This window comes from Photobacterium sp. GB-36, assembly GCF_003026135.1.
Taxonomy (GTDB): Bacteria; Pseudomonadota; Gammaproteobacteria; order Enterobacterales; family Vibrionaceae; genus Photobacterium.
The window spans coordinates 1-26,471 of record NZ_PYNY01000001.1; the positions used below are offsets into that span (position 1 = coordinate 1).

The window sequence follows — 26,471 nt, forward strand, 5'->3', positions numbered from 1 at the left end:
CAAAGACAAAGCTTACCGTCATATGAACCAAGCACAAATTCGGCATAAGGATGTTTAAAGTGTTGGATATTAATCTGATTCATTGAATGTCCTTATTATGAATAACTTACCCGTATTTATAACGCCCGCTTAACGGGAATTTATGGCTTGGCTATAATTACGGAGCGTAGCGACGGGAGCCAAGCTGTAAATTTCCCGTTGAAGCGCTTGTTATGCTTACAATTACAGCCATCGTTTGACGTTATTTTTATAAGCAACATACTCATTACCAAAAATAGATGTTAAAAAGGTTTCTTCTGGTGTTATTTGGTATTTATTCATGTAAAGAATAAACATAATTAGTATTAATAAGTTTATAGGGTTAGACAAAAGTAATGCGTACCCTAATAAAGTAGTAAACATACCGACATACATTGGATTTCGAGTGTAACCAAAAATACCAGTATTAACTAGGGTTGATACATTATCGGTGCTTACAGGGTTAACAGTTGTTTTGTGTTTTTTAAACGAATAAACACCTGCGAGGGCAAAGCTAATACCTAATACAATAAATAAGAAGCATAGTTCTAGTGCAAATGGGAAGTTTAAATTAAAGCTTGGTGTAATAAAGCTTATGAGCTTCATAAAGCCAGCAAATAAAAATGTAAGTAATAGAGGAGGAATTTTTTGTTCAAGTTTCACTGTATTTTCCTTGTAAGCATAACAGTATATTAATAAGCATTCTTACTTTTACGCTTTATTAATACTGTAAATAACCCACATTTTACTATATAAAAGCACTACGTTTCATAGTGTTAATCGCAAAAAATCACATTCAATCGATATATTTCCTTTGGTAAAAGTAAGAATGGTATTTTGTCCGTCGGATTAAAAACACAAACAGCAAAACTGGCTATTTAATATCAATAGGTTAAAAACACCTACTGAGATAATTAAGAAAATTTTCTGATTAAAAACGAGACTTAATCTGCAAAATTTACGCTTTCCATTATAACTGGATAAATATACAGGCAATTCATTACCAGCAAACAAAAGCATTTCGCCTAAATTGAAATAGGAATAACGGAGGTACTAAAAGAAAGGAAATAGAGATAAGAAAGATGGAGACAAACGGTGTTCATCTCCATATTAAGCAATTATTATGGCTTGTGATTCTTGGCTAAAAACGCATCCAGTTTGTTAGCGAAGTTTTGGCGATCCGCTTGGCTAAGTGGTGCTGGGCCACCTGTTTGTACCCCACTACTGCGCATGGTTTCCATAAAGTCACGCATTTGTAAGCGCTGCTTAATGGTGTCTTTAGTATACATCTCACCGCGAGGGTTTAATGCATGTGCGCCTTTAGTGATCAGTTCATCAGCTAATGGGATATCAGCGGTAATCACCAAATCCCCTGCTTCGGCTTGTTGTACAATATAATTATCAGCAACATCAAAGCCTTGTTCCACTTGAATCGAACGTAAAAACGGTGAAGGTGGCGTGCGAATGTATTGGTTAGCCACCAGCGTTACGTTCACTTTTGCGCGATCAGCAGCGCGAAATAGAATCTCTTTTACGACGTTTGGACATGCATCAGCATCTACCCAAATTTTCATAGATAATCCTTTCATTCTTTCTCTACGTGCCATAAAACACGTAAGCTTTATTTGTAAAAAAGCCGCCCTATCTAAAGGCGGCTTTCAATTAACTTTTTGGCTTAGCCTGTTTTATTAAGTAAAAACTTAACCAACAAGACCTTTCTTCGCGATGTACTCATCGTAAGTACCGTGGAAGTCTTCTACGCCGTCTTTAGTGATCTCAAGAATACGTGTTGCAACGGATGTTACAAACTGGCGATCGTGAGATACGAACATTAATGTACCTTTGAAGTTCTCTAACGCAAGGTTAAGTGCTTCAATAGATTCCATGTCCATGTGGTTTGTTGGTTCATCCATTAGTAGGATGTTAGGACGTTGCATGATTAACTTACCAAACAACATACGACCTTGCTCACCACCCGAAATCACTTTAACTGATTTCTTGATGTCGTTTTGTGAGAACAGCATACGGCCTAGGATACCACGAACAGTTTGCTCGTCATCACCTGGCTTTTTCCACTGGCTCATCCACTCAAGCAATGTAATATCTTCTGCGAAATCAGCACTGTGATCCTGTGCGTAGAAACCAATATTATTGTTTTCAGACCACTTAACCATACCCGCCATTGGCTCCATTTGGCCCGCTAGCGTGTTTAGGAATGTTGATTTACCGATACCGTTCTCACCGATAATCGCGATGCGCTCACCGACTTCTACCAGTAAGTTAACACCGTTGATTAGGATGTTTTCGCCGTAACCTTGTTTCAAACCTTCTACTTCTAATGCGTTACGGAACAGTTCTTTTTCCTGATCGAAACGAATGAATGGTGTTTGACGGCTAGAAGCTTTTACTTCTGTTAATTGGATTTTATCCAATTGCTTTTGACGAGACGTTGCTTGTTTCGCTTTAGATGCGTTAGCAGAGAAGCGACTTACGAACGTTTGTAGTTCAGCCATTTGTGCTTTCTTCTTCGCATTATCTGCATGTAACTGCTCACGAGCTTGCTCTGCAGCCATCATGTATTCGTCGTAGTTACCAGGGAATAGACGAAGCTCACCGTAATCTAAGTCAGCCATGTGTGTACATACGCTGTTTAAGAAGTGACGGTCGTGCGAGATGATGATCATAGTGCAGTTACGCGCTAGTAGGATCTGCTCAAGCCATGCAATGGTGTGAATGTCCAAGTTGTTCGTTGGTTCGTCAAGTAGCATGATGTCTGGGTTAGCAAACAGTACCTGTGCAAGAAGCACACGAACTTTAAGACCCGGAGCAACGGCACTCATTAGGCCGAAGTGCTGATCTTCTGGAATACCAAGACCAAGTAGTAATTCACCTGCACGCGCTTCTGCTGAGTAGCCGTCCATTTCTGCAAATTCTACTTCTAGATCCGCAACACGCATGCCGTCTTCTTCTGACATTTCAGCCATTGAATAGATGCGATCGCGCTCTTCTTTAATTGTCCATAGCTCTTTGTGACCCATGATCACAGTGTCTACTACGCTGTAGTTTTCGAATGCAAATTGATCCTGACCTAATTTAGCCATACGCTCATTAGGATCAAGTGAAACAGTACCTGCAGACTGCTCTAGCTCGCCACCCAAGATTTTCATGAATGTCGATTTACCACAACCATTCGCGCCGATTAGGCCGTAACGGTTGCCGCCACCAAATTTTACTGAGATGTTTTCAAACAATGGCTTATCGCCAAACTGCATTGTGATATTAGCTGTTGAAATCAATGTACTGTTCCAAAATTTATGAATATATCAAGCATTAAAAAAGCCGCCTACTACAAGCGACTTTTCTCTAAATTGGCGCCGAGTATAACAGATTTAGTGACTTACATCACCTTTAAATTAACAACAAAATTGTAACTAGTAATATTGCTGATAACTGCCCTTTTTTTCTTATTTCATACTTACCTTATTTTAATTAAGTATGTATTTACATTGAGTTAATAAGATTTGAAAAAAGAATAATGAAATATGAAGTTATGTTTTTGTGTGATGATTATGTTTATTCAAAGCGTATAGTAATTTTCAAACATTAGGTTAATAAATAGGGAGTTATTATGAATATCCATTCTTTCGGTAACTGGCTACCAAAAAGCAAAGCACATGTTAATGCTTGGATCCAACACTTAAAAACACACACTGAGCAACATCCAGCAGAGCTTGTTCAACCTATCCAAGAATTTAAAGATTTGGTTGATAATGATGAAAGCCTAAAAGAACTCGCTGAACGTATGTTTAGCTATGCGGGTAATCAAAAAGAATTAACGCCGCTAGGTACACCAGAAGTCATGAGTTTTGATGAATTTATTGTGCTATTAAACGCGATTATGACGCAAGCGCCTGAATGTACTGAATATACCGACCCTAAAACCGGCGAACTCAATCCTTGTGGTTTAATTGGTTTTCCTATTAATGCGTTATTAGATTGGCCGATGGCAACTCCTGCTGGCTACACATTCTTCTCAAATGCATTAGTGAATCAGCAAATTAAGAAAATATTAACTTACTGGTCTTCTTTCCTTTCAAGCTCTGACTCCCGCTACGTATTAGTAAACGATGATCTTAATCGTACACCGAAGGTGTTAGGTTGGTTAAATCCAACAGCTAAACGTGAAATGGTTGGAGTCGCTTGCCAAGCCACTTCTGATCCAGCACTTAAAGCATTACCGTTTGAGCACTTTTTCCAATGTGATCCTGATGATAAGTATTATGGCTTTAAATCATGGGATGACTTTTTCACTCGTGAGTTCGTAAAAGGTGTTCGTCCAATTGCTGAAGGTGATGACATTATTGCTAATGCATGTGAATCAGCACCGTTACAAGTGGCAGAAAACGTGGCTGAAAGTGCAGAATTCTGGCTAAAAGGTCAGCCTTATTCACTACAGAATATGATGGATTTTGATCCACTCGCGAAACAATTCGTGGGCGGTACAATTTATCAAGCATTCTTAAGTGCATTAAGTTATCACCGTTGGAATAGCCCTGTTTCAGGAACAGTGAAAAAAGCCTTCATTGTTAACGGTTCATATTACTTAGGTAATAAATACCAAGGTTTTGATAATCCAGAAGGGGCTGATGACAGCGCGCCGAATAACTCTCAGCCTTTCTTAACCGCAGTTGCAACTCGCGCAGTGATCTTTATTGAATCAGACAATCCAAAGATTGGTTTAATGTGCTTTATTGCAGTAGGTATGGCAGAAGTGTCGTCTTGTGAAATTACCGTAAAAGAAGGTCAACACTTAAATAAAGGCGATGAATTAGGTATGTTCCACTTTGGTGGTTCTACACATTGTCTTGTCTTTGGACCGGATGTGAAGTTAGCGTTTGACTTCCACAATACAACACCAGGTTTAGATGCAACCAATATTCCTGTTTGTTCACGTATTGCAACCGTATTATCCGATAAATAATACCAAGATTTAAATTAGCTGATCACTAAATACAACAACGCCTTATTACTATGTCACTTTGTAATAAGGCGTTTTTTTATTGCTTAAATATCAGCTTACTCGTAACTAATACTTACTAAACAAAATTATCGACGGTTACGACCACCGCCACGGCTATTACTGCGACCGCGAGAAGCACGTTCTTTGTAAGCTGAAGCCGCTTTTGCTTGCGATGCTAGAATTGATTCAACGGTTAGTTCCATTGGCTCTTTTGGTACAATGCCATCAGCAAAGGTACGCATACGTGGTGGAATTTCTAATTCAGCGGCTGTTGCACGTGGCATACGCTTAAAACGTGATAGGTAGAAAGCTTCTAGTTTCTCTCTCGCCCACTCTGTTTTCTTCAAGTATTTCACACTACTCGCAATAGACGGTTTAGTATTGAAACAGTTAAAACGCATTGCCGTGTCTAAAATTTCCCAACCGTAGTGATCGACGAGTTCGGTTAGCATTTTTTCAAGGCTCAAGCCATGAAGCGGATTATTTTGTAAAAGTCGCTGCTCTAGCGTTAATTCTTTTTCTTTTTTTGCTGGTTGAGCAGGTTGCTGTTGTTCTTGCATTACCTTTCCTAACGGATATTTACAGATATCTTTGTAGTATAAAGGCTACGAGCAAGAAGTTATAAACAATTTAATTTGTAATGGAATGAAATTTTAAAAGCGAAGGAAAGTATGACGAATAGTGGCAGTCAAAATATGTCTGTGGTGTTCGATTTGAATAGCACCGTCAATTCAACCTATTAATGAGATATCGTTGACAGTGCCGTTTTTATTATGCCGATTAAAAAATAACGTTAAATGTTATTCCCAATCAAGAATAACCTTACCAGACTGACCAGAGCGCATAACATCAAAGCCCTGTTGGAAATCATCAATCTTGTAATGGTGAGTAATGATTGGTGATAGATCTAAACCTGATTGGATTAAGGTTGCCATCTTGTACCATGTTTCAAACATTTCACGGCCATAGATACCTTTGATGATCAAACCTTTGAAGATCACTTGGTTCCAATCGATTGCCATGTCTGATGGTGGAATACCTAGCAGGGCAATTTTACCGCCGTGGTTCATGCTTGATAGCATGCTGTTAAATGCCGCAGGGTTACCCGACATTTCCATGCCCACGTCAAAGCCTTCTTTCATGCCAAGCTCTGCCATCACATCCATCAGGCTTTCTTTAGCTACGTTAACCGCACGGGTCACGCCCATTTTACGAGCAAGATCTAAACGGTATTCGTTCACATCCGTGATCACAACATAACGCGCACCCACATGTTTTGCTACAGCCGCAGCCATAATACCAATTGGGCCTGCACCTGTGATCAGCACATCTTCACCCACTAAGTCGAACGACAGTGCGGTGTGAACAGCATTACCAAACGGGTCGAAAATAGATGCAACATCATCTGAAATATCATCAGGAATTTTGAATGCGTTAAATGCCGGGATCACTAAGTATTCCGCAAATGCCCCTTCACGGTTTACACCCACACCAATGGTGTTACGGCATAAGTGAGTACGGCCACCACGACAGTTTCGGCAGTGACCACACGTGATATGGCCTTCACCCGAAACGCGATCGCCAAGAGCAAAGCCACGCACTTCCTGCCCCATCCCAACCACTTCACCGACATACTCATGACCAACAACCATAGGTACAGGGATCGTTTTTTGTGACCACTCATCCCAGTTGTAGATATGAACGTCAGTACCACAAATTGCTGTTTTCTTGATGCGGATAAGCAGATCGTTATGACCGACCTCAGGCTTATCTACTTCAGTCATCCAGATGCCTTCTTCAGGCTTTAATTTAGAAAGAGCTTTGATTTTCATTATATTAATCGCTTATTTCTTTAGGATACAACATGCTTTTCAGCGTCCATCTACCACTGCATGTTATTGAACCTTTGCCTTACCATGCAGTAGTAGCAATATGTTTTCGTCACATTGAATAACGTAAAGCTTAAATTAGATAATGCCCATCTCTTTACCCACTTCGATAAAGGCATCAATCGCTTTATCCAGTTGTTCTGGTGTGTGTGCTGCTGACATTTGCGTACGAATACGTGCTTTGCCTTTTGGTACAACAGGGAATGAGAAACCAACCACGTAAATGCCTTTTTCTAGGGCGCGCTCGGCAAACTCTGCCGCAATTTTTGCATCACCTAACATGATAGGAATGATCGCGTGATCAGCCCCTGCCATCGTAAAGCCAGCTTCTGTCATGCGAGTACGGAAATGCGCCGAGTTTTCCCATAAACGATCGCGAAGTTCGCCGCTTTCCGCTAATAAATCAATAACGCGATTTGAAGCAGAAACAATTGCAGGTGCTACTGAGTTAGAGAACAGGTATGGACGTGAACGTTGACGTAACCAGTCAATCACTTCTTTCTTACCTGCGGTATAACCGCCTGATGCACCACCCATCGCTTTACCTAATGTGCCGGTAATAATGTCGATACGATCCATAACGTTATGGTATTCATGCGTACCACGACCATTTTCACCCATAAAGCCAACTGCGTGAGAGTCATCAACCATCACTAGTGCGCCGTATTTATCCGCTAAATCACAAATCGCAGGTAGGTTCGCTACAACACCGTCCATTGAGAACACGCCATCAGTTACGATTAATGTATTACGCGCACCTGCTTCTTTTGCTGCAATTAATTGTTGCTCTAATTCTGCCATATCATTGTTGGCATAACGGAAACGCATCGCTTTACATAAACGTACACCGTCAATGATTGACGCGTGATTTAATGCATCAGAAATAATCGCATCTTCTGCACCTAAAATCGTTTCAAATAAACCCGTATTTGCATCAAAGCATGAGGTATAAAGAATCGTATCTTCCATACCAAGGAAATCAGACAGCTTACGCTCTAACTCTTTGTGCGCATCTTGCGTACCACAAATAAAACGTACAGACGCCATACCAAAACCGTGCTCATCCATCCCCTCTTTAGCCGCTTTGATCAACTCAGGGTGGTTGGCTAAACCAAGGTAATTGTTGGCACAGAAATTTAAGACTTCTTGACCCGATTGGATATATACCGCTGCTTTTTGCGGTGATGTGATCACACGCTCAGATTTGTATAACCCTTCACTTTTTACATCTTCAATTTGTTTTTGGATTTGGGTATAGAATGCAGAAGTCATGATGTCCCTCACAGTATTATTATGGTTAATGTTGGTTAGCGAAAATTAGCTCACAACATTCTCGTCACATGATATAAACAACTATCATAGCAACTATATCTGAATAAAAATCGTAGCTAGACCTTGTTTTAAGCTATTTGTATTCCTAAATCACAATTAATCCAATACAGATAACTACAAGCTAATATTGCCATTCTAAATCATGCTAAAAACAACTATTATCCCCTGCGATGGAAAATGATTAATGAACTGTAGGCACAAATAAATGGATACACATAAGCTCATCGCACTAATGCCAGATTTAGCCACCTTCATCGTTATTGTAGATGAAGGCAGTTATACTGCCGCTTCACGCAAATTAGGTGTTACGCCATCCGCACTCAGTAAACAAATCGCACGGTTAGAAAAAGCCTTATCGGTAAAGCTGTTAGAACGTACAACACGCAAATTGATGATCAGTGAGTCGGGTAATCGTATTTATAAACAATGTACTCAGATGATTGATGCGGCTAAACAAGCAATTGAAATATCAAGCTCTGAGCATACTGTGCCCTCTGGGACTGTCACAATTGCAGCACCAAAAGCCTTTATGAATATTCTTCTTCAACCTTTAGTTAAACCTTTCTTAACACAATATCCGGAAGTAAATTTAAAACTAAAAGCCTGTGATGGTGATATTGATATTATCGCTGAAGGTATTGATGTGGTATTTCGTTTAACAGAAAGACCCTCTGAAGGCTTAGTACTAAAGAAAATTGGCAAAGTGAATCTGACGTTGTGTGCCAGCCCTAACTATATTGCCCAGCGTGGGATGCCAATACATCCGCGCGATTTGAAACATCACGATTGTTTATACCTTGGTGAAAATAACATCGATCACATATGGGATTTTGATAAGAACGGAGAACAAATAACCGTTGCTGTTTCTGGTCGATATACCGTCAATCACTCTCAAATGCGATTGAAAGGCGTAATAGATGATTTGGGTATTGGGATATTTCCTGACTTTGTGATTAAACACGATCTTGTTGCTGGTAAGGTGATCCAAGTGTTACCAGATTGGACTATTCGAGGCAATTATCACGGTGATATTGCACTGCAATACGCGCAAAGTAAGTTTATGCCAGCAAGAATTCGTGCAGTCATTGACTATTTTACGGCTCATTTGACTCTTTAATGAAAATTGAAGTTGAGTAATTTGCTCAATCTCTCCTTTTTGGCGTTAGAGTAATTATTTTAATAACAATTCATCGATTATTTTTTCGTGATGGTTGATACTCTATCATCACTAAGTAATTATAAATAAAAGCATTTTTATACAATTAGACGTTAGAAAATGCACTAATACATCAAGGATAGAGCATATGAATGCTAAAATTATCGAAAACCACGATGAGTTGATGTACTGGATGAATTTAGTTGAAAAAGAGTATGGACACTCAATTTTGATTAATACTTCGATTCATTTTGTATCTGGTACATATGAAGATGGCACCACAGGCCATGCGATTGAAATCACTAATGATCAAGAAGAGCTGATTGCACGCTCTCCAGTTAGCCTTGAACTAATGAATTTTGCCAATAAGATGCAATCAGTCGTTTCGGATCAAGGCGTACAAAGTTTAAAAGGCAATACGACTAGATTACATTAAAGATAAAATCCTATTTCCTTTTCTAAAGAATTCTAAAAAGCCACTAACCCAGTGGCTTTTTTGTTAGATGTAAAGCATGATTCAATGACTGATATGAAGTGATTACGATCTTTCAATTAGAAAAGTACGTATTAAGTGATTTGTAGCAAGGGGTCTTTCCAACACTATGAGTAAGAATAACAACAAAAGGCTCAGTATCCTTTTAAAGCTTAAGACCTACATTACACCGTATAAGTGGCGTGTAATTGCTGCTTTAGCTTCTCTTCTCACCACAGCCAGTCTAACACTCTCAATTGGTTACGGGGTTCGTATTTTGATTGATCAGGGGTTTGCCCAACAATCACTGACCGACCTTAGCCATGCCATTCAATTTATTATTGGCGTGACTATCTGTATCTCAGTTGGCACATATTTTCGTTTTTATCTCGTCTCTTCCGTTGGTGAGAGAGTGAGTGCTGATATCCGTCTTGCCGTATTTAACCATGTTATCTCACTACACCCTAGTTACTTTGAAACTAACAGTAGTGGCGACATTATGTCACGACTAACGACTGATACCACTTTATTGCAAAATATAATTGGCTCCTCATTTTCAATGGCCATGCGCAGTGCATTATTATGTTTCGGCGCCATAATCATGTTGTTTGCGACCAACTTTAAACTGACATTTATCGTTCTTGCTTCTGTTCCTTTTATATTGATACCTATTTTATTTTTCGGACGACGTGTACGCGCATTATCAAGAAAAAGCCAAGATACGATGGCTGATATTGGTAGCTATGCAGGAGAAGCCATTGAGCATATTAAAACAGTACAAAGTTTTAGTGCTGAGCAATATGAAAAGCAAGCTTTTGCGGAGGAAGTAGAAAAAGCCTATGAGGTGGGGCGACAACGAGTAAAACAACGCGCTATTTTAATAGCCGGTGTCATTGCCATCGTTTTTAGCGCAATTGCAGGCATGCTATATGTTGGTGGCAGTGATGTAATAAAGGGTGAAATGTCAGCTGGTGATTTAGGGGCTTTCGTTTTTTATGCCATCATGGCTGCATCATCAATGGCAAATATCTCAGAAGTGCTTGGTGAGTTACAAAGAGCAGCTGGCGCGACGGAAAGACTCATAGAAATCCTGCAAGTAAAAAGTGATATTTGTACGCCACATGATCACGAATCAATTGACTGTTCTCAGCCATCAGACATTCGTTTTAACAATGTGAGCTTTCACTATCCTTCTCGCTTAAATCATCCTGCTATCAATCAATTAAACTTAGTTGCTGAACAGGGTAAAGTGTTAGCTCTTGTAGGGCCTTCAGGTGCCGGTAAAACAACGCTTTTTGAATTACTTCAACGCTTTTACGATCCACAACAAGGTCAAGTTTTAATTGGTAATAAAGATATTCGTCAATTTGCTCCAAATGAACTTCGTCAACACATGGCACTCGTTCCTCAGCAACCTGCATTATTTAGTAATGATGTATTCCATAACATTCGTTACGGCAACCCAGATGCAACAGATGAAGAAGTGATTGAAGCGGCAAAAAAAGCCCATGCCCATGCGTTTATTGAAAAACTACCTAATGGTTATCATAGCTTCTTAGGCGAGCGAGGCGTGCGTTTATCTGGTGGTCAAAAACAAAGAATTGCGATTGCACGGGCTATCCTTAAAAACCCTAAAATTCTTCTACTTGATGAAGCAACCAGTGCGCTAGACAGTGAGAGCGAACACCATGTACAGCAAGCACTTGAAGAACTAATGAAAGATCGTACTACATTAATCATTGCTCACCGACTATCAACGATACAGCACGCAGATAAAATCGCTGTATTAGAGGGTGGCGAACTTATTGATGAAGGCGATCATGAATCATTACTTAAAAGCTGCGAACTCTACCAGCGCTTAGTCCATCTTCAGTTCAAGCATTTAAAATAAGACTATCTCGATATTACTTATTCACTCGTAATATCACTTCAATAGCCGACACTCCGTCGGCTGTTTCTTAGATCAATTTCAAAACCTTTTGGGCTATTCGCCTATATTTTGGTTTCACTTTTAAAATATATGCAAAGCACTTCGTTAAAATCTATTTAATTATGAAACAGTAAGCTCTAAAGTATGGCTACAGCCTTGTAATATGTATGGAATTTGCGATGGAAAAGTATATTGGCCTAATGTCTGGCACTAGCATGGACGGTGTTGATGCTGTGTTGGTTGAAATAGATAACACTAAAATCACCCTATTAGGCAATTATGACCACCCAATGCCGAGTGATTTAAAGCAAGCATTACTCGACGTTTGTATTGGACAGTCAACCAATCTCCTAGCCATTGGCGAGCTTGATCACCGTTTAGGCCATTTATTTGCAGATGCAGTAAATGGATTACTTGAGAAAACAGCTACCTCAGCAGAGAGTATCAAAGCCGTTGCCAGTCACGGTCAAACCGTTTTCCATGCTCCCGATTCACCCTATCCTTTTACCATGCAATTAGGTGACGCCAATATCATCGCTGCTAACACAGGGATTACTACCGTTGCTGATTTTCGCCGTAAAGACATGGCATTTGGCGGTCAAGGTGCGCCATTAGTGCCTGCATTCCACCAGCAACTATTTAGCGATAAAAACATTAATCGTGTCATTTTAAACATTGGCGGTATTTCCAATATAACCGTTCTGACACCGAATAAACCCGTAATAGGTTTTGATACTGGTGTTGGCAACATGTTAATGGATGCATGGATCAACCTACACCTTCAACAAAGCTATGATAAAAATGCACAGTGGGCATTATCAGGAAAGGTTAACTCAAAGCTATTAGCTAACCTACTCAGCGAACCTTACCTATCACTATCTGCACCGAAAAGTACTGGACGAGAATTGTTTAACTTGCCTTGGTTAGAGCAACATTTATCAGGTTTAACCATTAAGCCTGAAGATGTACAGGCAACCTTAGCGGAATACACTGCAGTAACCATTGCCAACGATGTAAGAAAAACAGCGCAAGATACGCCCGATAACATGCCTAATGAGTTATTAGTGTGTGGTGGCGGAGCCCATAACCCATTAATAATGCGTCGTTTAACAGAACTGCTAATTGATTGGACAGTGACGACCACCAATGAGCGTGGTGTCGATAGCGATAACATGGAAGCAATGGCATTTGCATGGCTTGGCTATCGCACGCTACATGGATTATCAGGTAATTTACCCGAAGTAACTGGCGCATCACGATTAACCACATTAGGTGCAATTTACCCTGCGCCGTGATTTCTGACGCTGACCTAAAATAACGAAGAAACAATCTGTTATACTCATTGCCATCTTTAAAAACCACGCTTTTCAGTGGTTTTTAACATGGCACACGCTAAATTGAAGACAGATCTAATATGAATACAATGAACAATAATGCGTTAGATTCCGATCATATTTGCGCAAAAGATTTGAACCAAATCGCCCTAATTTCATGTTCAACTCAATATGATGAACAAAGCGTCAATAACGTGGTTGATACTTTTATTGCCCATGGTTACATGGTTACCACCAAATATTTAAACCAAGTGATTTCCGACATCGGTTATGTGAATACAGATCAAGAACGAGCAAATAACCTTATTGCCGCTTTACTGGATCCTACGATTGATGTCCTATGGTTCTTCCGTGGTGGTGGTGGCGCGTTAAACCTCTTGCCATTTTTGCACGCTTACAAGATACAGTTGCAGGAAATAAAACCAAAAATGATTGTTGGTTTTAGCGATGTTACAGCTATCCATAGTTTTATTAATAACGAATTAGGCTGGCAATCAGTCCATGCTGTGAACGCCTCAACCAATCAAGCGACCAACGGCGGTAATGAGCAACCTATTCCTGATTTAAAAACCTTAATAAATGACGGGGTGAGCTACAACAACGTATTGCCTCTCAATGATTTAGCTAAGAGCGCATCTGTATCGGGTCAGCTTATCGGTGGTAATCACACATTAGTTTCAGCCACCTTTGGCACACATTACCAACCTGATTTTTCAAATAAAGTCCTACTGCTGGAAGATATTGGCGTTACTTACCGCCAGCTTGATCGCTATCTTCAGCAATTACTGTTCTTAAAAGACTTTGACGTTAATGCGATTGTGTTTGGTCAGTACTACAACATGGATCCTAACGATCAAGACCGTCTAATGTATAAACATGTGCTTGAACAATTTGCTAAACAACTTGGCAAACCCGTGTATTACTTCCCTTTTATCGGTCACGGTAAATATAACCAACCGGTTATTTTTGGTCGTCAAGTTTCGTTACAGCGTCACGAATTAAACGAGCATGGTATGCCATCTGATTACTGTAATTTGACGCAAAATTAAGACATAAAAAAACGGTGAGAGGCTATCAACCTTTCACCGTTTTTTCTAAGCGAGAGTGAATTACTTCGCTTGTGCCTTCAAGAATTTCTTCACTTTCTTCATTGCCATTTGGCGCTTAAGAGGTGATAGATAATCAATGAATAGAATACCTTTTAGGTGATCAATTTCATGCTGTAATGCGATAGCAAGGAAATCATCACGCTCAAGGTGAATATCATTACCATCACGATCAAGCGCTGTTAATTCGATTTTTTCAAAACGCTCTACATCTGCGTAGTAATCAGGAACAGATAGACAACCTTCTTGACCAACAACAGGATTTTCACCACGAACAATCTTAGGGTTTACGAATACCTGTGGCTCGTTGCGCTCTTCAGATAAGTCGATAACAATGATAGATTCTTTACGGCCAACTTGAGGTGCCGCTAAACCGATACCATTACCCGTTTCGTACATGGTATGAAGCATGTCATCAATCAGCGTTTGAATGTGCTCAGCTTTCACGTCTACAACATCTTCTGCTTGAACGCGTAGCTTTGGATTTGGTTCGGTTAAAATTTCTAAAACTGCCATTTTCTCTCTACTTACTTAATGGTGTTAAATACCTTGCTGGGTCGTAACTTATCAGATAGGCGCTAACTCTCAAAGTGATAATTCATATCGATACTTTATGACTAATAAATTACAGAAAATAGCGTGTAAAAAACAATCGTTTTTTTCAATTAGACTGATAGGCAGTATTAATAGGTAGGATAATTTTTTAAATATTGGCAGCCCAATATTCACCATGTTCATTATCAAATGCACGTAGTAAGCTTTTATAAAGCATGATTTTTTCAATCGGTTTCGATACATAATCATCCATACCGACACTTAAACAACGTTTCTTCTCTTCCTCCATGACGTTTGCTGTTAAGGCTATGATGATAGGTCGAGACATTGACGGCATCTTTCTAATTAATTCTGTCGCCTCTAATCCCCCCATATTAGGCATTTGACAATCCATTAATATCACATCGGCGGTATTTTCTATCATATACTCAACCGCCTGTACCCCGTCATTAACAATGGTGATGTTTTTCAAACCAAATGCGGTTAAAAATGCCTTAATTAATTGTTGATTTACCATACTGTCTTCAACCACTAAAATCTTACGATCTTCATACATGCTAAGATTAGTGATTAATGCATGATCTTCGCCATTTTCATTTCTCTGAATATCCGATTGTTTTAGTGGAATATCGAACCAAAACTCTGTGCCATTACCAATCGTACTTTCTACCTGTAATTTTGCTGACATTAATCGACATAAGCTGTTAGATATAGATAAACCAAGCCCTGTTCCACCAAATTGGCGAGAAATAGAGCCATCAGCTTGGGTATAAGAATCAAAGATAAATGCGAGTTTTTCTTCAGCAATGCCAATCCCCGTATCTTTCACTTTAAAGCGCAGCCATTGAATATGTTTATCGTTATATTTTTTTAATTCTTCGCACTGCTGCTCAGGCGGTTCTCGCTTTTCAACCACTAATGTCACAGAGCCTGTATGGGTAAATTTAACCGCATTACCAATAAGATTAATCAGAATTTGTCTTAATCGACCTTCATCTGCAGTATAGCTATCTGCCAACCCCTCACCTATTTCTGTTGATAATTGTATTTTTTTTATCTTGGCTTGATGGATAAATGGAGTCGCACAGCTATGCACAAACGGCTTTAAATTAAATGGCGTCATGTGTAATTCCACATTACCCGACTCTAGTTTAGAGTAATCCAATATTTCATTAATAATAACTAACAATGAATAAGCCGACTCTTTGATATAACCAATCTGCCGTTGTGATTCTTGATCTAAATTTCGCTCTTCTAAGCATTGTACAAAGCCAAGGACTCCATTCATTGGCGTTCTTATTTCATGGCTCATATTCGCCATAAATTCGGCTTTTATTTTTATTGCTTCGCTTAAATCGTTGGCCTGCTCTCGTAATTTTCTATTTAAGCCTTGTAGCTTGCTTTCCGTATTGTAAATACACTCATCAGCTTTTTTTAATTCACTGGCTAATAATGACACCTCCCCTTCTGCATCTTCAACTTCCGCAATATTCACACCACCCGAACCAATTTTAGGAAGTTGACCAATCAAAAACGTTAGTGGTCTTGTCACTTTGCGGTACATGTACACTAAAATAAAGATAATAAAAAACAAGAACGGGAGAATAAAAACAAAAAGCTGTATTAATATCGTCCGAATAATGTCAGCCGAACTGTAATATATAACGTAATTAAAAATATTATCGCCATTAAAAGATACTGGATAAGTAAGGGTATAGTTCCCATCATAAATAGATAAACCAGGGGCTTGTGCTAATGGTGTATAAGTGTTGCCATCATTCTTCTCATAAAAATGGATTAAATCCCCATCTAAATCATACAATGATAAAGAGAGTATTTTTTTATGGGTTTCTAATGAGCGATTTAATTCTATCGATGTTTCTGTATCTTTATAAATAGCGGCATCAATGATTAATGGTGAAAAGGTATTCATCATTACTTTAATGTCTTTGACGACTCGCTGGGTATTATTGTAATAACTAATATATAGCGCGGTTAACATCACACACAGTAGAACACTGCTCATTACCAGCGCTATTTTACTGAATAAACTCGTTTTATGGTACAAATGATGCACATCAATATCATGTGATATCTTGGCGTTTAATCGCTCATTCTTTCCATTTTTAAGACAATTATCGTCCAATTTATTTTTCATCATTAACCCTTTAGATAATATTACTTCTCTATGGGTAGTCCTTTTGCAGACCAATCTAACCATGAACCATCATAATGAGCGACATTAAATCCAGCTTGTTTAAATAAGAAATAAGATAACGTTGAAGCCGTACCTTTATTACAGTATGTAATTGTTTTCTTGTTATTATCTAATTTACTTAATATGTCAGACAATTCTGATTTAGGTTTTAAGATTTTTTGACCATCTGCATTAGTCGTAAAAAACTCATTCAACTCGATATATTTAGCTTTAGGTATTCGACCATATTTATCAGTCACGGATTTTTTCCCTAAATATTCATCATATGTGCGGCTATCATAAAGCTCATAATTAGGGTTATGGACAGCGACTTTTGCTACTGTCGTACTCGCATAAATATTCGATTTTAAGACAGGAACAAAATCAGACTTAGGTAATCTATTTGCTGTTTGGGACAAAGCATTATGTTGTTGCCATGCATTCAATCCGCCATTGAGTATGGCGACATTTTTCACGCCATATAGCTCTAATACCCAAAATAAGCGTGACGCATGCATAAGCTCACCTTGATCATAAACAATTATCTTGGTGTCTTTTGTTACCCCTTTTTTACGTAAAAGAGGGGCAATAGTGACCTTATTTTTAACGTAATAAACACCGTCTTTGATAACGTAAGTATCATCCACAGGAAAACTGATTGCGGTAGGTATATGGCCTTTATCATAATCTTCTTTCGCACGGGCATCGAAAATCACAACAGGCTGTTTATCTGCAATCTGCGCTTTTAACCAATCAGGCTCTGCGACCATATCTTGCTGTGCAAAGGCATTACTACTCAATAACGCCCAAGTCATAAACATAAAAGATGCTACGAATTTCGAGAGATCTCGCCTTTGAATCATTCTTGCCATCCTTATCACCCTGCAATACTGAATTTTATCAACACACAATCAAGTGACTTACCTAAAAACAGAGCAATTAACCAGCCAATTTATCAAACAGGCAACTTATTGATTTATCAGGTAATTAAGTCTTATTAATTAAAACTGTTATTCTCAAAATGCATTTTGCAAAGCATATTTGCGCTTTATGGCTAATTTTTTAGACATAATCATTGAATAAAAATAGTGTTTTATATCAATATGATATTTATCTATATCTTCGTTTTATTACCTTTCATAAGTATAGGATGATTACCAATAGATATTTGTTTTATGCTGTTTTAGAATATTATTTTATCGGAAGTCTTTATGATGAATAAGAAGCCCGACCGTAAAACGGCGATGTTGAGTATAATCAGCCAAGTAAAAGAACAATTTCCTCTTTATGATGAAAGTACGTTTGTCTGTGGCCCTGATAACAAATGCGTCGGTTGTCCTAAAAAATTGTTAGAGCTCGTTGATACTGATTTAACCTATTGGGAATCCGCTATTTCACGAGGTGAAACACCGCAATTTGATGAGATCCGTCGATTTGGCAAACTTTGTAATAATGTCCGCCGCGCATTAGTGAGAAACAACATCATTAGTAACTAGTTGCTTTTGTCTTCTCTGCCTGACTACATACAGCTGATTGTTAAGCGTGGTATAATATGTACGTATTTGCGTTAGTTAGTGCGCCGCATTAGCTATTTAATGATTTATTTTGAGATTCTACATGCCATTCTCTAAGCTTGGATTAAACGATTCTATCGTTAAAGCCGTAACCGAAATGGGTTACACCTCTCCTACTCCTATTCAAGAAAAAGCCATTCCTGTTGCACTAACCGGTAAAAACTTGATGGCAGCAGCACAAACAGGTACGGGTAAAACCGCCAGTTTTGTACTGCCTATTCTACAAATGCTAGATGATGGCACCAAAGTTCGCGCAAAACGTATACGTGCACTCATTCTTGCGCCTACACGTGAATTAGCCGTTCAAGTAGAAGACAATATTAAGCAATACAGTAAGCACTTAAATTTAACGTCAATGGCAATGTACGGTGGGGTTGATTACGAACCACAGAAACGTCGCTTAATTGAAGGTGTCGATATTCTTGTCGCCACTCCCGGTCGTCTATTAGATATGTACACTAAGCGTGCAATCCACTTTGATGCCATTGAAATTCTTGTACTTGATGAAGCTGACCGTATGTTAGATATGGGCTTTATTGAAGACATTAATAAGATTGTTGAGCGTTTACCTGTTGATCGTCAAAACATGCTGTTCTCTGCAACGCTTTCTGATCAAGTACGCTTTCTTGCAAAAACAGCGGTGCGTAATCCCATTGAAATCTCAGTTGCAAAAGATGCTTCTGCTGATCCAAAAATCGATCAATGGCTTGTTACTGTTGATAAAGACATGAAATCAGCACTGCTGAGCCATTTGATCCAAGAACAAAAGTGGGATCAAGCATTAATCTTTATCGAAACTAAACATGGTGCAGCAAAACTGGTTACCCAATTAGAAAAGCGTGGCATTTCCGCTGAGTCTTTCCACAGTGGTCGTAGCCAAGCCGTACGTTCTCAATTACTGGAAGATTTTAAAAACGGTAAATTGCAATATCTTATTGCCACTGGCGTCGCTTCGCGTGGTATCGATATTGAGCAACTGACTCGTGTTGTTAACTACGATCTGCCGTTCCCACCAGAAGAATATGTTCACCGTATTGGTCGTACGGGTCGTGCAGGAGCATCGGGTGAAGCGATTTCATTTGTTTCACGCGATAACTTTAAAAATCTATGCATGATTGAAAGCCTACTTGGTCATTTGATCACACGTAAAGAAATCGAAGGTTTTGTACCGAAAAAAGACGTACCGGTTTCGGTTTTAAACTATAAGCCTAAGTTTAAAAAACCAATGACATCTCGTGACGGTGATAGCGAAAATTCTGAGCGTCAACCTCGTCGCGATACACGCTCGAAAAGCAATGCACCACGTGGTGAAAATACAAAATCAACTAAGCCTAAACGTCGTAAACCAATTACTGATCGTGATACGGGCATTCCACGTAACCCACGAAATAAAGCGAAACCTGCTCAGTAAACACAACGTTAAATTTTAAGCAAAAAAATGGCGAGATGGACTGAATATACTTTCTAATAAAGTGTATTCAATACATCCCGCCATTTTTATATCTGTCGTTATATTACGCTTTTGCTGTATCTAGTTCTGTTGCCGAGTTTTGCTCTGGACGCTTTAATATCGCGTAAGAAATACCCGTTACTAATGTACCTGCAATAATTGCAACAAGGTAAAGTAGTGGCGGTGTGATGGCGTTAGGGATCAACAGTACAAACAGACCACCATGTGGAGCCATTAGTTTTGCACCAAATAACATCGACAATGCGCCTGTTAATGCGCCACCTAGCATACAGCATGGAATCACACGCATAGGATCGCGCGCTGCAAATGGAATCGCACCTTCAGAGATAAAGCATAAACCTAATACGAAAGAGGCTTTACCCGCTTCATTTTCACTTGCTGCAAATTTACGTTTTGCAAGGAACGTTGCTAAACCCATGCCCATTGCTGGTACCATACCTGCAGCCATTACCGCAGCCATTGGCGCATAAGTATGTGACGCTAATAAACCCACACCAAAGGTGTAAGCTGCTTTATTCACTGGCCCACCAAGGTCAAAACACATCATACAACCTAAAATCACACCTAAAAGCACAGCATTTGCAGAGCCCATTGTATTTAGGAAGTGGGTTAATCCTTCCATTGCTGCCGATACTGGACCACCAACAATGTAGATCATTACAAGACCGGTAATTAAACTCGCCACCAGCGGAATGATTAAAATAGGTTTTAATGCATCCATTGATTGTGGCAGTTTCACTTTTTCGGCTAAGAATTTTGCACTGTAACCTGCGAGGAAACCTGCAACAATACCGCCTAAGAATCCCGCACCTGTCGCACTTGCTAACATACCGCCAATTAAGCCAGGTGCTAGGCCTGGGCGATCTGCAATGGAGAAAGCGATAAAGCCAGCTAATACAGGAACCATCAATGCAAAGGCAGATTCACCACCAATTTTCATTAAGGCCGCCGCTAATGTGCCCTGCTCTTTAAATGCCTCGATACCAAAAACAAACGACAGTGCAATAGACAAACCACCGGCAACAACTAATGGCAACATGTAAGATACACCTGTCATTAAGTGTTTATAAACGCCTGCTTTTTCTTCTTTCTTCTCGCTATTTTCTTTAACGGTATGTGTATAAGGCGTTGCTTGTTCAAACGCCTTCTCTATTTCTTGGGCTGTTTTCTTTAGTGCCAATCCAGTACTGGTTTTATACAGTGCTTTGCCATTAAAACGCGATAAGTCGACATCAATGTCGGCGGCGATAATCACTAAGTCAGCAGCTTCAATTTCATCGGCTGTTAACTGGTTTTTAGCACCAACTGAACCACGTGTTTCAACTTTAATCTCATAACCTTGACGTTTAGCTTCGGTCTCTAGCGCTTCAGCTGCCATAAACGTATGCGCAACACCTGTTGGGCACGCGGTGATTGCGACAATCTTTTTCTTGGTCGATATCGCTTGAGTTGCCACACTTTCAACCGTCAGTTCTGATGCCAATTCAACCGCTTTTTGTAGCCACGCGGTTGGGTTTTCCATGCAAGCGGTAACATCTGCACGAAATACTCGCTTACCAATAAAACGTTGCTCATCAATGGCGAGATTTTCATTAGCGGCAATCACAATACAGTCAGCTTGTTCGATCTGTAGTTGTGTCAGCATATTGGTTGCTTTTAACGATGTATGGCGCTCAATATTGGCTTGCCATTTTAATTCGGCGGCGGCTTTTTCAAGTAAACCGGTAGCAATTAAGCTTGTTGCGATACCGCTTGGACATGCGGTAATAATACTAATATTCATTATTCGACCTCTGCACTTTTCACGTTATATTTTTATGTTGTTATGAAAGCTGAACGTTTTCTTCGATTGCTTTGACTGCGTTTATATCATCAACGCCAACACCCACTTGTGTGACCGCATACGCTGATAGCGCCGTTGCAAAACGTAATGTCTCTGATTTTGTCCAATGCTGTAGATGCCCCCAACACATACCTGCAACTAAGGTATCACCTGCACCAACAGTACTAACTACCGTCATTTTAGGCGGCTCGGCACGTAACCAACCTTCATGATTGCGCCACATCACTCCTTTCGCACCCAGTGACACCACTACATTTTCAATGCCTTTAGTAGTAAGCTGCTCTGCCACTTCAATGATTTCTTCATCGCTGTGTAATTCGCATTTTGCCCAGTCCGCTAATTCTTCATCATTCGGTTTCACCAACCATGGTTTTGCGTCTAACCCTTCAGCAAAAGCCGCTTTACTGCTATCAAACAACACCTGCTTACCTTGCTGTTGAAGTTGCTCAATCCATTTCGCACATTGCTGGGTTGAAATTCCACGGGGTAAACTACCTGCGATAACAAAAACATCATGGCTATTTGCCAGTTCAAATAATGTCGCTTCAAATTTCGCAATGTCAGTAGCATTTACTTCAACACCGGGGAAGTTTATGTCGCTGACTCGCCCATCTTGCTCAACCAATTTAACGTTAATACGTGTTGCGCCTGCGACCCTGACAAATTTATCAGTAACGCCAATCTGTTCAAATAACTGACAAAAACCGTCTTGATTTTCACGGCCTAATAATCCCGTTACCGTTACTTCCGCACCTAATTCCGCGAGTACTTTTGCAACATTAACGCCTTTACCTGCTGGATGAAGTGAACCTGAATCCACCACATTTACCGTACCGGCAGTAAGAGATGATAGGTGCCCAGTTAGATCCAAGGCAGGATTTAACGTCACGGCGACAACTTTAAGTGACGGTTTAATTTCTGTTTCGCTCATTATTTTCACCCTTAAAGTTTCTCGCCTAAACCATCGGCAATAGCTTGTCCGATCGCCGTTAGTGCTTGTTCAGCATCACTACCACTGGCTGTAAATTTCAATTCGTTACCACATTTAACACCAAGCCCAATCACTTTCATTAAGCTCTTTGCATTAACCGCTTTGCTGCCGCCAGAAACATTAACGACTTGTATATCTGCATCAAACTTCTTGGTGGTATTAACCAGCATTGCCCCCGGACGAGCATGTAAGCCATGCGGGTTTTTAATCGTAAATATTGCGCTATTGCCTTCTAATTGAGTTTGAGAAAGCACTGCACACATTTGCTCTGGGCTTGATGACAAAAACGCATCAACCGTTTGGCTGTAAATCAGCTGAGTAAGTCGGTCAATATTGGCAATATAGCTACTGTTTTTCGCCGCAATAACAATTACCCCTTTAACTGGATGATTGTGCTCTTCAAAGATTACTGATGGTGTCACAATAGCAATCGCTGTTCGCTCAACCTCTTGATTGCAACTTATTAACCACAATCCCTGACCTAAGTAACTCGGCTCTTTTGCGACAACATCCGCCACCATTTGCTTGCTCGCAAAGCCTTGATGCTTTATTAAACCGGCAGCAACCGCGCTTAGCTGTAATAAATCAGTTGCTGGAAAATCTTTTAAAACAAGTTGAGCATTGCATTCTGCTTCCGATTGCTCTGAACCCATTAAAATCGTAATAACTTCATCTGCTGAATCACAACGCTTTAATTTCTCATCGATACCATCTGCTGACAGCACTTTGGTTAATTGCTTTAAAATCTCAAGGTGCTCATCGGATTTAGCAGCGATCCCAATGGCTAAATAAACAGTTTGCCCCTCGCCCCAGTCTACGCCTTGAGGAAAATGATGAACCTTTACACCTGTTTTATTAACAAGATTTCGCGTCTCTGTTGTACCGTGTGGGATCGCTATACCATTACCAAGATAGGTTGAGTTTTGGGCTTCACGCGCCAACATACCATTGACGTATCCCGTTTTAACTAAGCCTTCTGACTCTAACTCTGATGCCAGTACTTTGATTGCATCTTGTTTATTGTTTGCTGATTTACGCAAAGCAATATCGTGTTTTGATAATGACAACATCTCTAACTCCGATAGTATCGAATCTTATTCATATTGGCTGAATCGTTTCAGCAAATGGGCAAATTAAAAGTTTCAGTCGAATTATGGGAACATTTTATACCTATAGATTCTGCTGAAACCTTTCAGCTTGAATACTGAATCGTTTCAGCTTAAATTACAATTGATCAACGCATAGCGATTATTAGATCTATGATGAGACGCACAAATTGGCCTTAAATCTATATCTAGTGTTATGAAATAAGGATAGGAATTGCTATTTATAGCAAAACGCGCTGCGCAAACAGCTTTAAATGGAAGTATCAACTGATGACATTGAATGAAATTGCCAAACTTGCTGGTGTATCAAGAACCACAGCTAGCTATATTATTAACGGTAAAGCTGAGCAATATCGAATCAGTAACAAGACACAACAAAAAGTCCTCGCTGTGGTTAATGCGCACAATTATCGCCCCAATCACGCGGCGTCTTCCCTTCGTGCAGGAAGTAGTCAATCGCTAGGTTTGATCATCCCCGATCTCGACAATACGAGCTATGCAAAGATTGCTAAGTTACTAGAATTGAATGCTAGAACTGCAGGTTATCAAGTTATTATCTCGTGTAGTGATGATGATCCTGTCACTGAAGTAGACGTCGCAAATCTATTATTAAGTCGTAAATTAGACGCACTTATTGTTGCGAGTGCCCTTCCTGCTGATAATGAGTTTTACAAAAAAGTACAGGCAAAAGGTACCCCTGTTATCGCCATTGATCGCGCGTTAGATGACGAATACTTTGCATCCGTTATCAGTGAAGATCTTGATGGTGCCTATGCATTAACGAACGCATTATTAGATCAACCTATTTCATCGATCGGCTTAATTGGCGCCGTTGCGGAACTGGGTGTTTCTATTGAGCGAGAGCAAGGTTTTCAAGCTGCAATCAACAATCACCCTAAAACAATGAATGTTAGCCTTGCCTATGGTGAGCAATTTAGCCAACACCATGGTGCACTAATTGCTCAACAATGGCTTGATGAAAACTGTTTTCCTGAAGCTATCCTTGCCACTTCTTATACCTTGTTTGAGGGTATTCTAGATTGTTTGTTAAAGTATCCCGATGTAATGGCAAAAACATACTTGGCAACCTTTGGTGATAATCGATTACTTGATTTTTTACCCAATAAAATCCAATCACTCCCACAGCAATTCGATTTAATTGCTGATCATGCGCTACAACTCGCCCTCTCTGCAATTCAAGGTCATTATCAGCAAGGCGTTGAAGTCGTACCAAGAAAAGTGATCCGCCGATAAATAAGTATCCACTACAAAATAACAGCATAATTTTTAGTAACCCGTTAGATACTCGATACCTACAACACATAAATAGGTGGATAGACTATGATTTTAATCGCATAATCACAGCAAGTAATTACCTAACTTTATGGCACGCTATGTATCTTCGTTTTAAAAATTTGCTGTTAACGCACGCACAATTTTCTCATGCCCTTCGTGTCACTATGGCTATCGCATTTAGCTTGGTCTTTTATCACTTTATTCCAGTACCTCATTCAATGTGGGGACCAGTCACAGTCGCAGTGGTGTTAATGCAGCCTTATGCAGGCGTGATCAAACAAAAAGGCTTTCAACGTGTAGGTGGGACATTACTCGGCGCCATTTTAGGTTTAGTTACTGTCTTTTTTCCACAAAACCTCGTTGCATTTATTCCTATTTGGATACTAACCTGGTGTTTTTTACTGTCGCTTAAGTCACATGGTAAAAATACATATATCTTTTTCTTAGCCGTAATGACGCTGATCATCGTGGCATATCAAGGTAACAGTGCCCAAGAAGTCTCTGTTGCATTATGGCGAGTCACTAATATCATTATTGGTAGTTTGATCGCGATGTCTTTTTCAATGCTCTTCCCTATTCGCGCTAAATATTCATGGGATATGCTATTTAATCAAAACATGCATGATTTACGTCAGCTTTATCAAGCACATGCATCAGCCCATATACCAAGTATTAAGATCCTAGCGCGGATCAAAAACCAAGTGAATGAACGCCAAATAAAAATGATTAGTTTGCTGGCGAATGTACAAAAGGAAAACCCAAAGTCAACAGGACACTATAAAGCGATTGTAACGATTCAAAGTTCAATGATTAGCTTAATTGAACAACTCATCGAAACCCATTGGAGCTCAGATATCGGTCGCCGTAAGTTATTAGAGCAAACAGGATTGAAAAACTATCAGCAGCAAATAGTGTTGATTTTAAATCAATTAGCCGATGATAAAGATCTTAATATTGAACTGCCGGACATTCATCAACTAAAACAGATGGCATTACAAATATCACAACCAAAAGACTCGATTTTATTGGGCCCTTATGGTTATCTATGGCTAACACGTCAATTGGTTTATCGTTTAGATGAGTTAATTGTGCAATTGAAATTAATTAAGAATACAAAACCTTATCATGATGATACGAATGGTGAATAATCGGTTTTGATAACAATTTTGACACTTGCATTA

At 39.6% G+C, this 26,471-nt stretch carries 22 protein-coding genes; 10 read left to right on the forward strand and 12 right to left on the reverse strand.

Annotation, left to right across the window (positions count from 1 at the left end):
• Positions 1-222 precede the first annotated feature (222 nt).
• The 3 genes from C9J46_RS00010 to C9J46_RS00020 form a co-directional block, all read right to left on the reverse strand.
• Positions 223-681: an isoprenylcysteine carboxylmethyltransferase family protein gene (locus C9J46_RS00010; RefSeq protein WP_233217597.1), complete on the reverse strand. Its 459-nt coding sequence runs from the start codon at positions 679-681 to the stop codon at positions 223-225.
• A gap of 458 nt (positions 682-1,139) precedes the next feature.
• Complete coding sequence (locus C9J46_RS00015) at positions 1,140-1,592, reverse strand: YaiI/YqxD family protein (RefSeq protein WP_107286950.1); 453 nt, start codon at positions 1,590-1,592, stop codon at positions 1,140-1,142.
• A gap of 126 nt (positions 1,593-1,718) precedes the next feature.
• Complete coding sequence (locus tag C9J46_RS00020) at positions 1,719-3,314, reverse strand: ABC-F family ATPase (RefSeq protein WP_105060337.1); 1,596 nt, start codon at positions 3,312-3,314, stop codon at positions 1,719-1,721.
• A 332-nt stretch (positions 3,315-3,646) separates the two neighbouring features.
• Here C9J46_RS00020 and C9J46_RS00025 point away from each other — a divergent pair, with 332 nt between their 5' ends.
• Positions 3,647-4,999, forward strand: a complete 1,353-nt coding sequence (locus tag C9J46_RS00025) for a phosphatidylserine decarboxylase family protein (RefSeq protein WP_107245290.1) — start codon at positions 3,647-3,649, stop codon at positions 4,997-4,999.
• A 125-nt stretch (positions 5,000-5,124) separates the two neighbouring features.
• Here the strand turns inward: C9J46_RS00025 and C9J46_RS00030 are convergent, their stop codons facing one another.
• The 3 genes from C9J46_RS00030 to C9J46_RS00040 form a co-directional block, all read right to left on the reverse strand.
• Entirely contained in the window at positions 5,125-5,598 is a 474-nt protein-coding gene (locus tag C9J46_RS00030) for a VF530 family DNA-binding protein (protein WP_005367537.1), read from the reverse strand.
• Positions 5,599-5,838: 240 nt separating this feature from the next.
• Positions 5,839-6,870: an L-threonine 3-dehydrogenase gene (gene tdh, locus C9J46_RS00035; protein ID WP_107290332.1), complete on the reverse strand. Its 1,032-nt coding sequence runs from the start codon at positions 6,868-6,870 to the stop codon at positions 5,839-5,841.
• Between the two features lie 135 nt (positions 6,871-7,005).
• Positions 7,006-8,199 carry a glycine C-acetyltransferase gene (locus C9J46_RS00040; protein ID WP_107205912.1) on the reverse strand — a complete coding sequence of 398 codons (1,194 nt, stop codon included), beginning with the start codon at positions 8,197-8,199 and terminating at the stop codon, positions 7,006-7,008.
• Positions 8,200-8,464: 265 nt separating this feature from the next.
• Between C9J46_RS00040 and C9J46_RS00045 the strand changes: the two genes are divergently transcribed.
• The 5 genes from C9J46_RS00045 to C9J46_RS00065 all read left to right on the forward strand — a co-directional run bounded on the left by C9J46_RS00045 (position 8,465) and on the right by C9J46_RS00065 (position 14,200).
• Positions 8,465-9,376, forward strand: a complete 912-nt coding sequence (locus C9J46_RS00045) for a LysR family transcriptional regulator (RefSeq protein ID WP_107290333.1) — start codon at positions 8,465-8,467, stop codon at positions 9,374-9,376.
• Between the two features lie 187 nt (positions 9,377-9,563).
• On the forward strand, positions 9,564-9,851 hold the full coding sequence (locus tag C9J46_RS00050; RefSeq protein WP_107205910.1) for a hypothetical protein: 288 nt from the start codon (positions 9,564-9,566) through the stop codon (positions 9,849-9,851).
• Positions 9,852-10,017: 166 nt separating this feature from the next.
• On the forward strand, positions 10,018-11,778 hold the full coding sequence (locus tag C9J46_RS00055) for an ABC transporter ATP-binding protein/permease (protein ID WP_107290334.1): 1,761 nt from the start codon (positions 10,018-10,020) through the stop codon (positions 11,776-11,778).
• 218 nt (positions 11,779-11,996) lie between these two features.
• Positions 11,997-13,112, forward strand: coding sequence for an anhydro-N-acetylmuramic acid kinase (locus tag C9J46_RS00060; RefSeq protein WP_107205906.1), 1,116 nt, complete (start codon positions 11,997-11,999; stop codon positions 13,110-13,112).
• Between the two features lie 119 nt (positions 13,113-13,231).
• Positions 13,232-14,200: an LD-carboxypeptidase gene (locus C9J46_RS00065; protein WP_107290335.1), complete on the forward strand. Its 969-nt coding sequence runs from the start codon at positions 13,232-13,234 to the stop codon at positions 14,198-14,200.
• A 60-nt stretch (positions 14,201-14,260) separates the two neighbouring features.
• Here C9J46_RS00065 and def read toward each other — a convergent pair whose 3' ends face one another.
• The 3 genes from def to C9J46_RS00080 all read right to left on the reverse strand — a co-directional run bounded on the left by def (position 14,261) and on the right by C9J46_RS00080 (position 17,881).
• Positions 14,261-14,773, reverse strand: a complete 513-nt coding sequence (gene def / locus C9J46_RS00070; protein WP_005367524.1) for a peptide deformylase — start codon at positions 14,771-14,773, stop codon at positions 14,261-14,263.
• A gap of 187 nt (positions 14,774-14,960) precedes the next feature.
• Positions 14,961-16,838 carry an ATP-binding protein gene (locus C9J46_RS00075; RefSeq protein WP_233217600.1) on the reverse strand — a complete coding sequence of 626 codons (1,878 nt, stop codon included), beginning with the start codon at positions 16,836-16,838 and terminating at the stop codon, positions 14,961-14,963.
• Between the two features lie 152 nt (positions 16,839-16,990).
• On the reverse strand, positions 16,991-17,881 hold the full coding sequence (locus tag C9J46_RS00080) for a sulfurtransferase (RefSeq protein WP_233217601.1): 891 nt from the start codon (positions 17,879-17,881) through the stop codon (positions 16,991-16,993).
• Between the two features lie 342 nt (positions 17,882-18,223).
• On the opposite strand from C9J46_RS00080, the gene C9J46_RS00085 reads away from it, so the two are divergent.
• A complete protein-coding gene (locus tag C9J46_RS00085) occupies positions 18,224-18,505 on the forward strand; it encodes a hypothetical protein (protein ID WP_173425657.1) in 282 nt (93 codons plus the stop codon).
• Positions 18,506-18,626: 121 nt separating this feature from the next.
• Entirely contained in the window at positions 18,627-19,994 is a 1,368-nt protein-coding gene (locus C9J46_RS00090) for a DEAD/DEAH box helicase (protein WP_107290336.1), read from the forward strand.
• A 103-nt stretch (positions 19,995-20,097) separates the two neighbouring features.
• Here C9J46_RS00090 and fruA read toward each other — a convergent pair whose 3' ends face one another.
• Genes fruA through fruB form a run of 3 tightly spaced genes read right to left on the reverse strand, consistent with a single transcriptional unit; the run spans position 20,098 to position 23,958 of the window.
• A complete protein-coding gene (gene fruA, locus C9J46_RS00095; RefSeq protein ID WP_107290337.1) occupies positions 20,098-21,837 on the reverse strand; it encodes a PTS fructose transporter subunit IIBC in 1,740 nt (579 codons plus the stop codon).
• 40 nt (positions 21,838-21,877) lie between these two features.
• Positions 21,878-22,828, reverse strand: a complete 951-nt coding sequence (gene pfkB, locus C9J46_RS00100) for a 1-phosphofructokinase (RefSeq protein WP_107290338.1) — start codon at positions 22,826-22,828, stop codon at positions 21,878-21,880.
• An 11-nt stretch (positions 22,829-22,839) separates the two neighbouring features.
• Positions 22,840-23,958, reverse strand: a complete 1,119-nt coding sequence (fruB, locus tag C9J46_RS00105) for a fused PTS fructose transporter subunit IIA/HPr protein (RefSeq protein WP_107286958.1) — start codon at positions 23,956-23,958, stop codon at positions 22,840-22,842.
• A gap of 306 nt (positions 23,959-24,264) precedes the next feature.
• Between fruB and cra the strand changes: the two genes are divergently transcribed.
• Positions 24,265-25,248, forward strand: coding sequence for a catabolite repressor/activator (gene cra, locus C9J46_RS00110; protein ID WP_107290339.1), 984 nt, complete (start codon positions 24,265-24,267; stop codon positions 25,246-25,248).
• Positions 25,249-25,388: 140 nt separating this feature from the next.
• Positions 25,389-26,438: an FUSC family protein gene (locus tag C9J46_RS00115; protein WP_107205897.1), complete on the forward strand. Its 1,050-nt coding sequence runs from the start codon at positions 25,389-25,391 to the stop codon at positions 26,436-26,438.
• Positions 26,439-26,471 lie beyond the last annotated feature (33 nt).

Excerpts from the sequence above, each read along its gene's own strand:
- C9J46_RS00015 (WP_107286950.1), bottom strand. The coding sequence starts at position 1,592 with ATGAAAATTTGGGTAGATGCTGATGCATGTCCAAACGTCGTAAAAGAG.
- C9J46_RS00045 (WP_107290333.1), top strand. The coding sequence starts at position 8,465 with ATGGATACACATAAGCTCATCGCACTAATGCCAGATTTAGCCACCTTC.
- C9J46_RS00075 (WP_233217600.1), bottom strand. The coding sequence starts at position 16,838 with ATGAGCAGTGTTCTACTGTGTGTGATGTTAACCGCGCTATATATTAGT.
- C9J46_RS00060 (WP_107205906.1), top strand. The coding sequence starts at position 11,997 with ATGGAAAAGTATATTGGCCTAATGTCTGGCACTAGCATGGACGGTGTT.
- tdh (WP_107290332.1), bottom strand. The coding sequence starts at position 6,870 with ATGAAAATCAAAGCTCTTTCTAAATTAAAGCCTGAAGAAGGCATCTGG.
- def (WP_005367524.1), bottom strand. The coding sequence starts at position 14,773 with ATGGCAGTTTTAGAAATTTTAACCGAACCAAATCCAAAGCTACGCGTT.
- C9J46_RS00025 (WP_107245290.1), top strand. The coding sequence starts at position 3,647 with ATGAATATCCATTCTTTCGGTAACTGGCTACCAAAAAGCAAAGCACAT.
- C9J46_RS00065 (WP_107290335.1), top strand. The coding sequence starts at position 13,232 with ATGAATACAATGAACAATAATGCGTTAGATTCCGATCATATTTGCGCA.
- C9J46_RS00030 (WP_005367537.1), bottom strand. The coding sequence starts at position 5,598 with ATGCAAGAACAACAGCAACCTGCTCAACCAGCAAAAAAAGAAAAAGAA.
- fruA (WP_107290337.1), bottom strand. The coding sequence starts at position 21,837 with ATGAATATTAGTATTATTACCGCATGTCCAAGCGGTATCGCAACAAGC.
- C9J46_RS00080 (WP_233217601.1), bottom strand. The coding sequence starts at position 17,881 with ATGGCAAGAATGATTCAAAGGCGAGATCTCTCGAAATTCGTAGCATCT.
- C9J46_RS00115 (WP_107205897.1), top strand. The coding sequence starts at position 25,389 with ATGTATCTTCGTTTTAAAAATTTGCTGTTAACGCACGCACAATTTTCT.
- C9J46_RS00050 (WP_107205910.1), top strand. The coding sequence starts at position 9,564 with ATGAATGCTAAAATTATCGAAAACCACGATGAGTTGATGTACTGGATG.
- cra (WP_107290339.1), top strand. The coding sequence starts at position 24,265 with ATGACATTGAATGAAATTGCCAAACTTGCTGGTGTATCAAGAACCACA.
- C9J46_RS00085 (WP_173425657.1), top strand. The coding sequence starts at position 18,224 with ATGAATAAGAAGCCCGACCGTAAAACGGCGATGTTGAGTATAATCAGC.
- C9J46_RS00055 (WP_107290334.1), top strand. The coding sequence starts at position 10,018 with ATGAGTAAGAATAACAACAAAAGGCTCAGTATCCTTTTAAAGCTTAAG.
- C9J46_RS00040 (WP_107205912.1), bottom strand. The coding sequence starts at position 8,199 with ATGACTTCTGCATTCTATACCCAAATCCAAAAACAAATTGAAGATGTA.
- fruB (WP_107286958.1), bottom strand. The coding sequence starts at position 23,958 with ATGTTGTCATTATCAAAACACGATATTGCTTTGCGTAAATCAGCAAAC.
- pfkB (WP_107290338.1), bottom strand. The coding sequence starts at position 22,828 with ATGAGCGAAACAGAAATTAAACCGTCACTTAAAGTTGTCGCCGTGACG.
- C9J46_RS00090 (WP_107290336.1), top strand. The coding sequence starts at position 18,627 with ATGCCATTCTCTAAGCTTGGATTAAACGATTCTATCGTTAAAGCCGTA.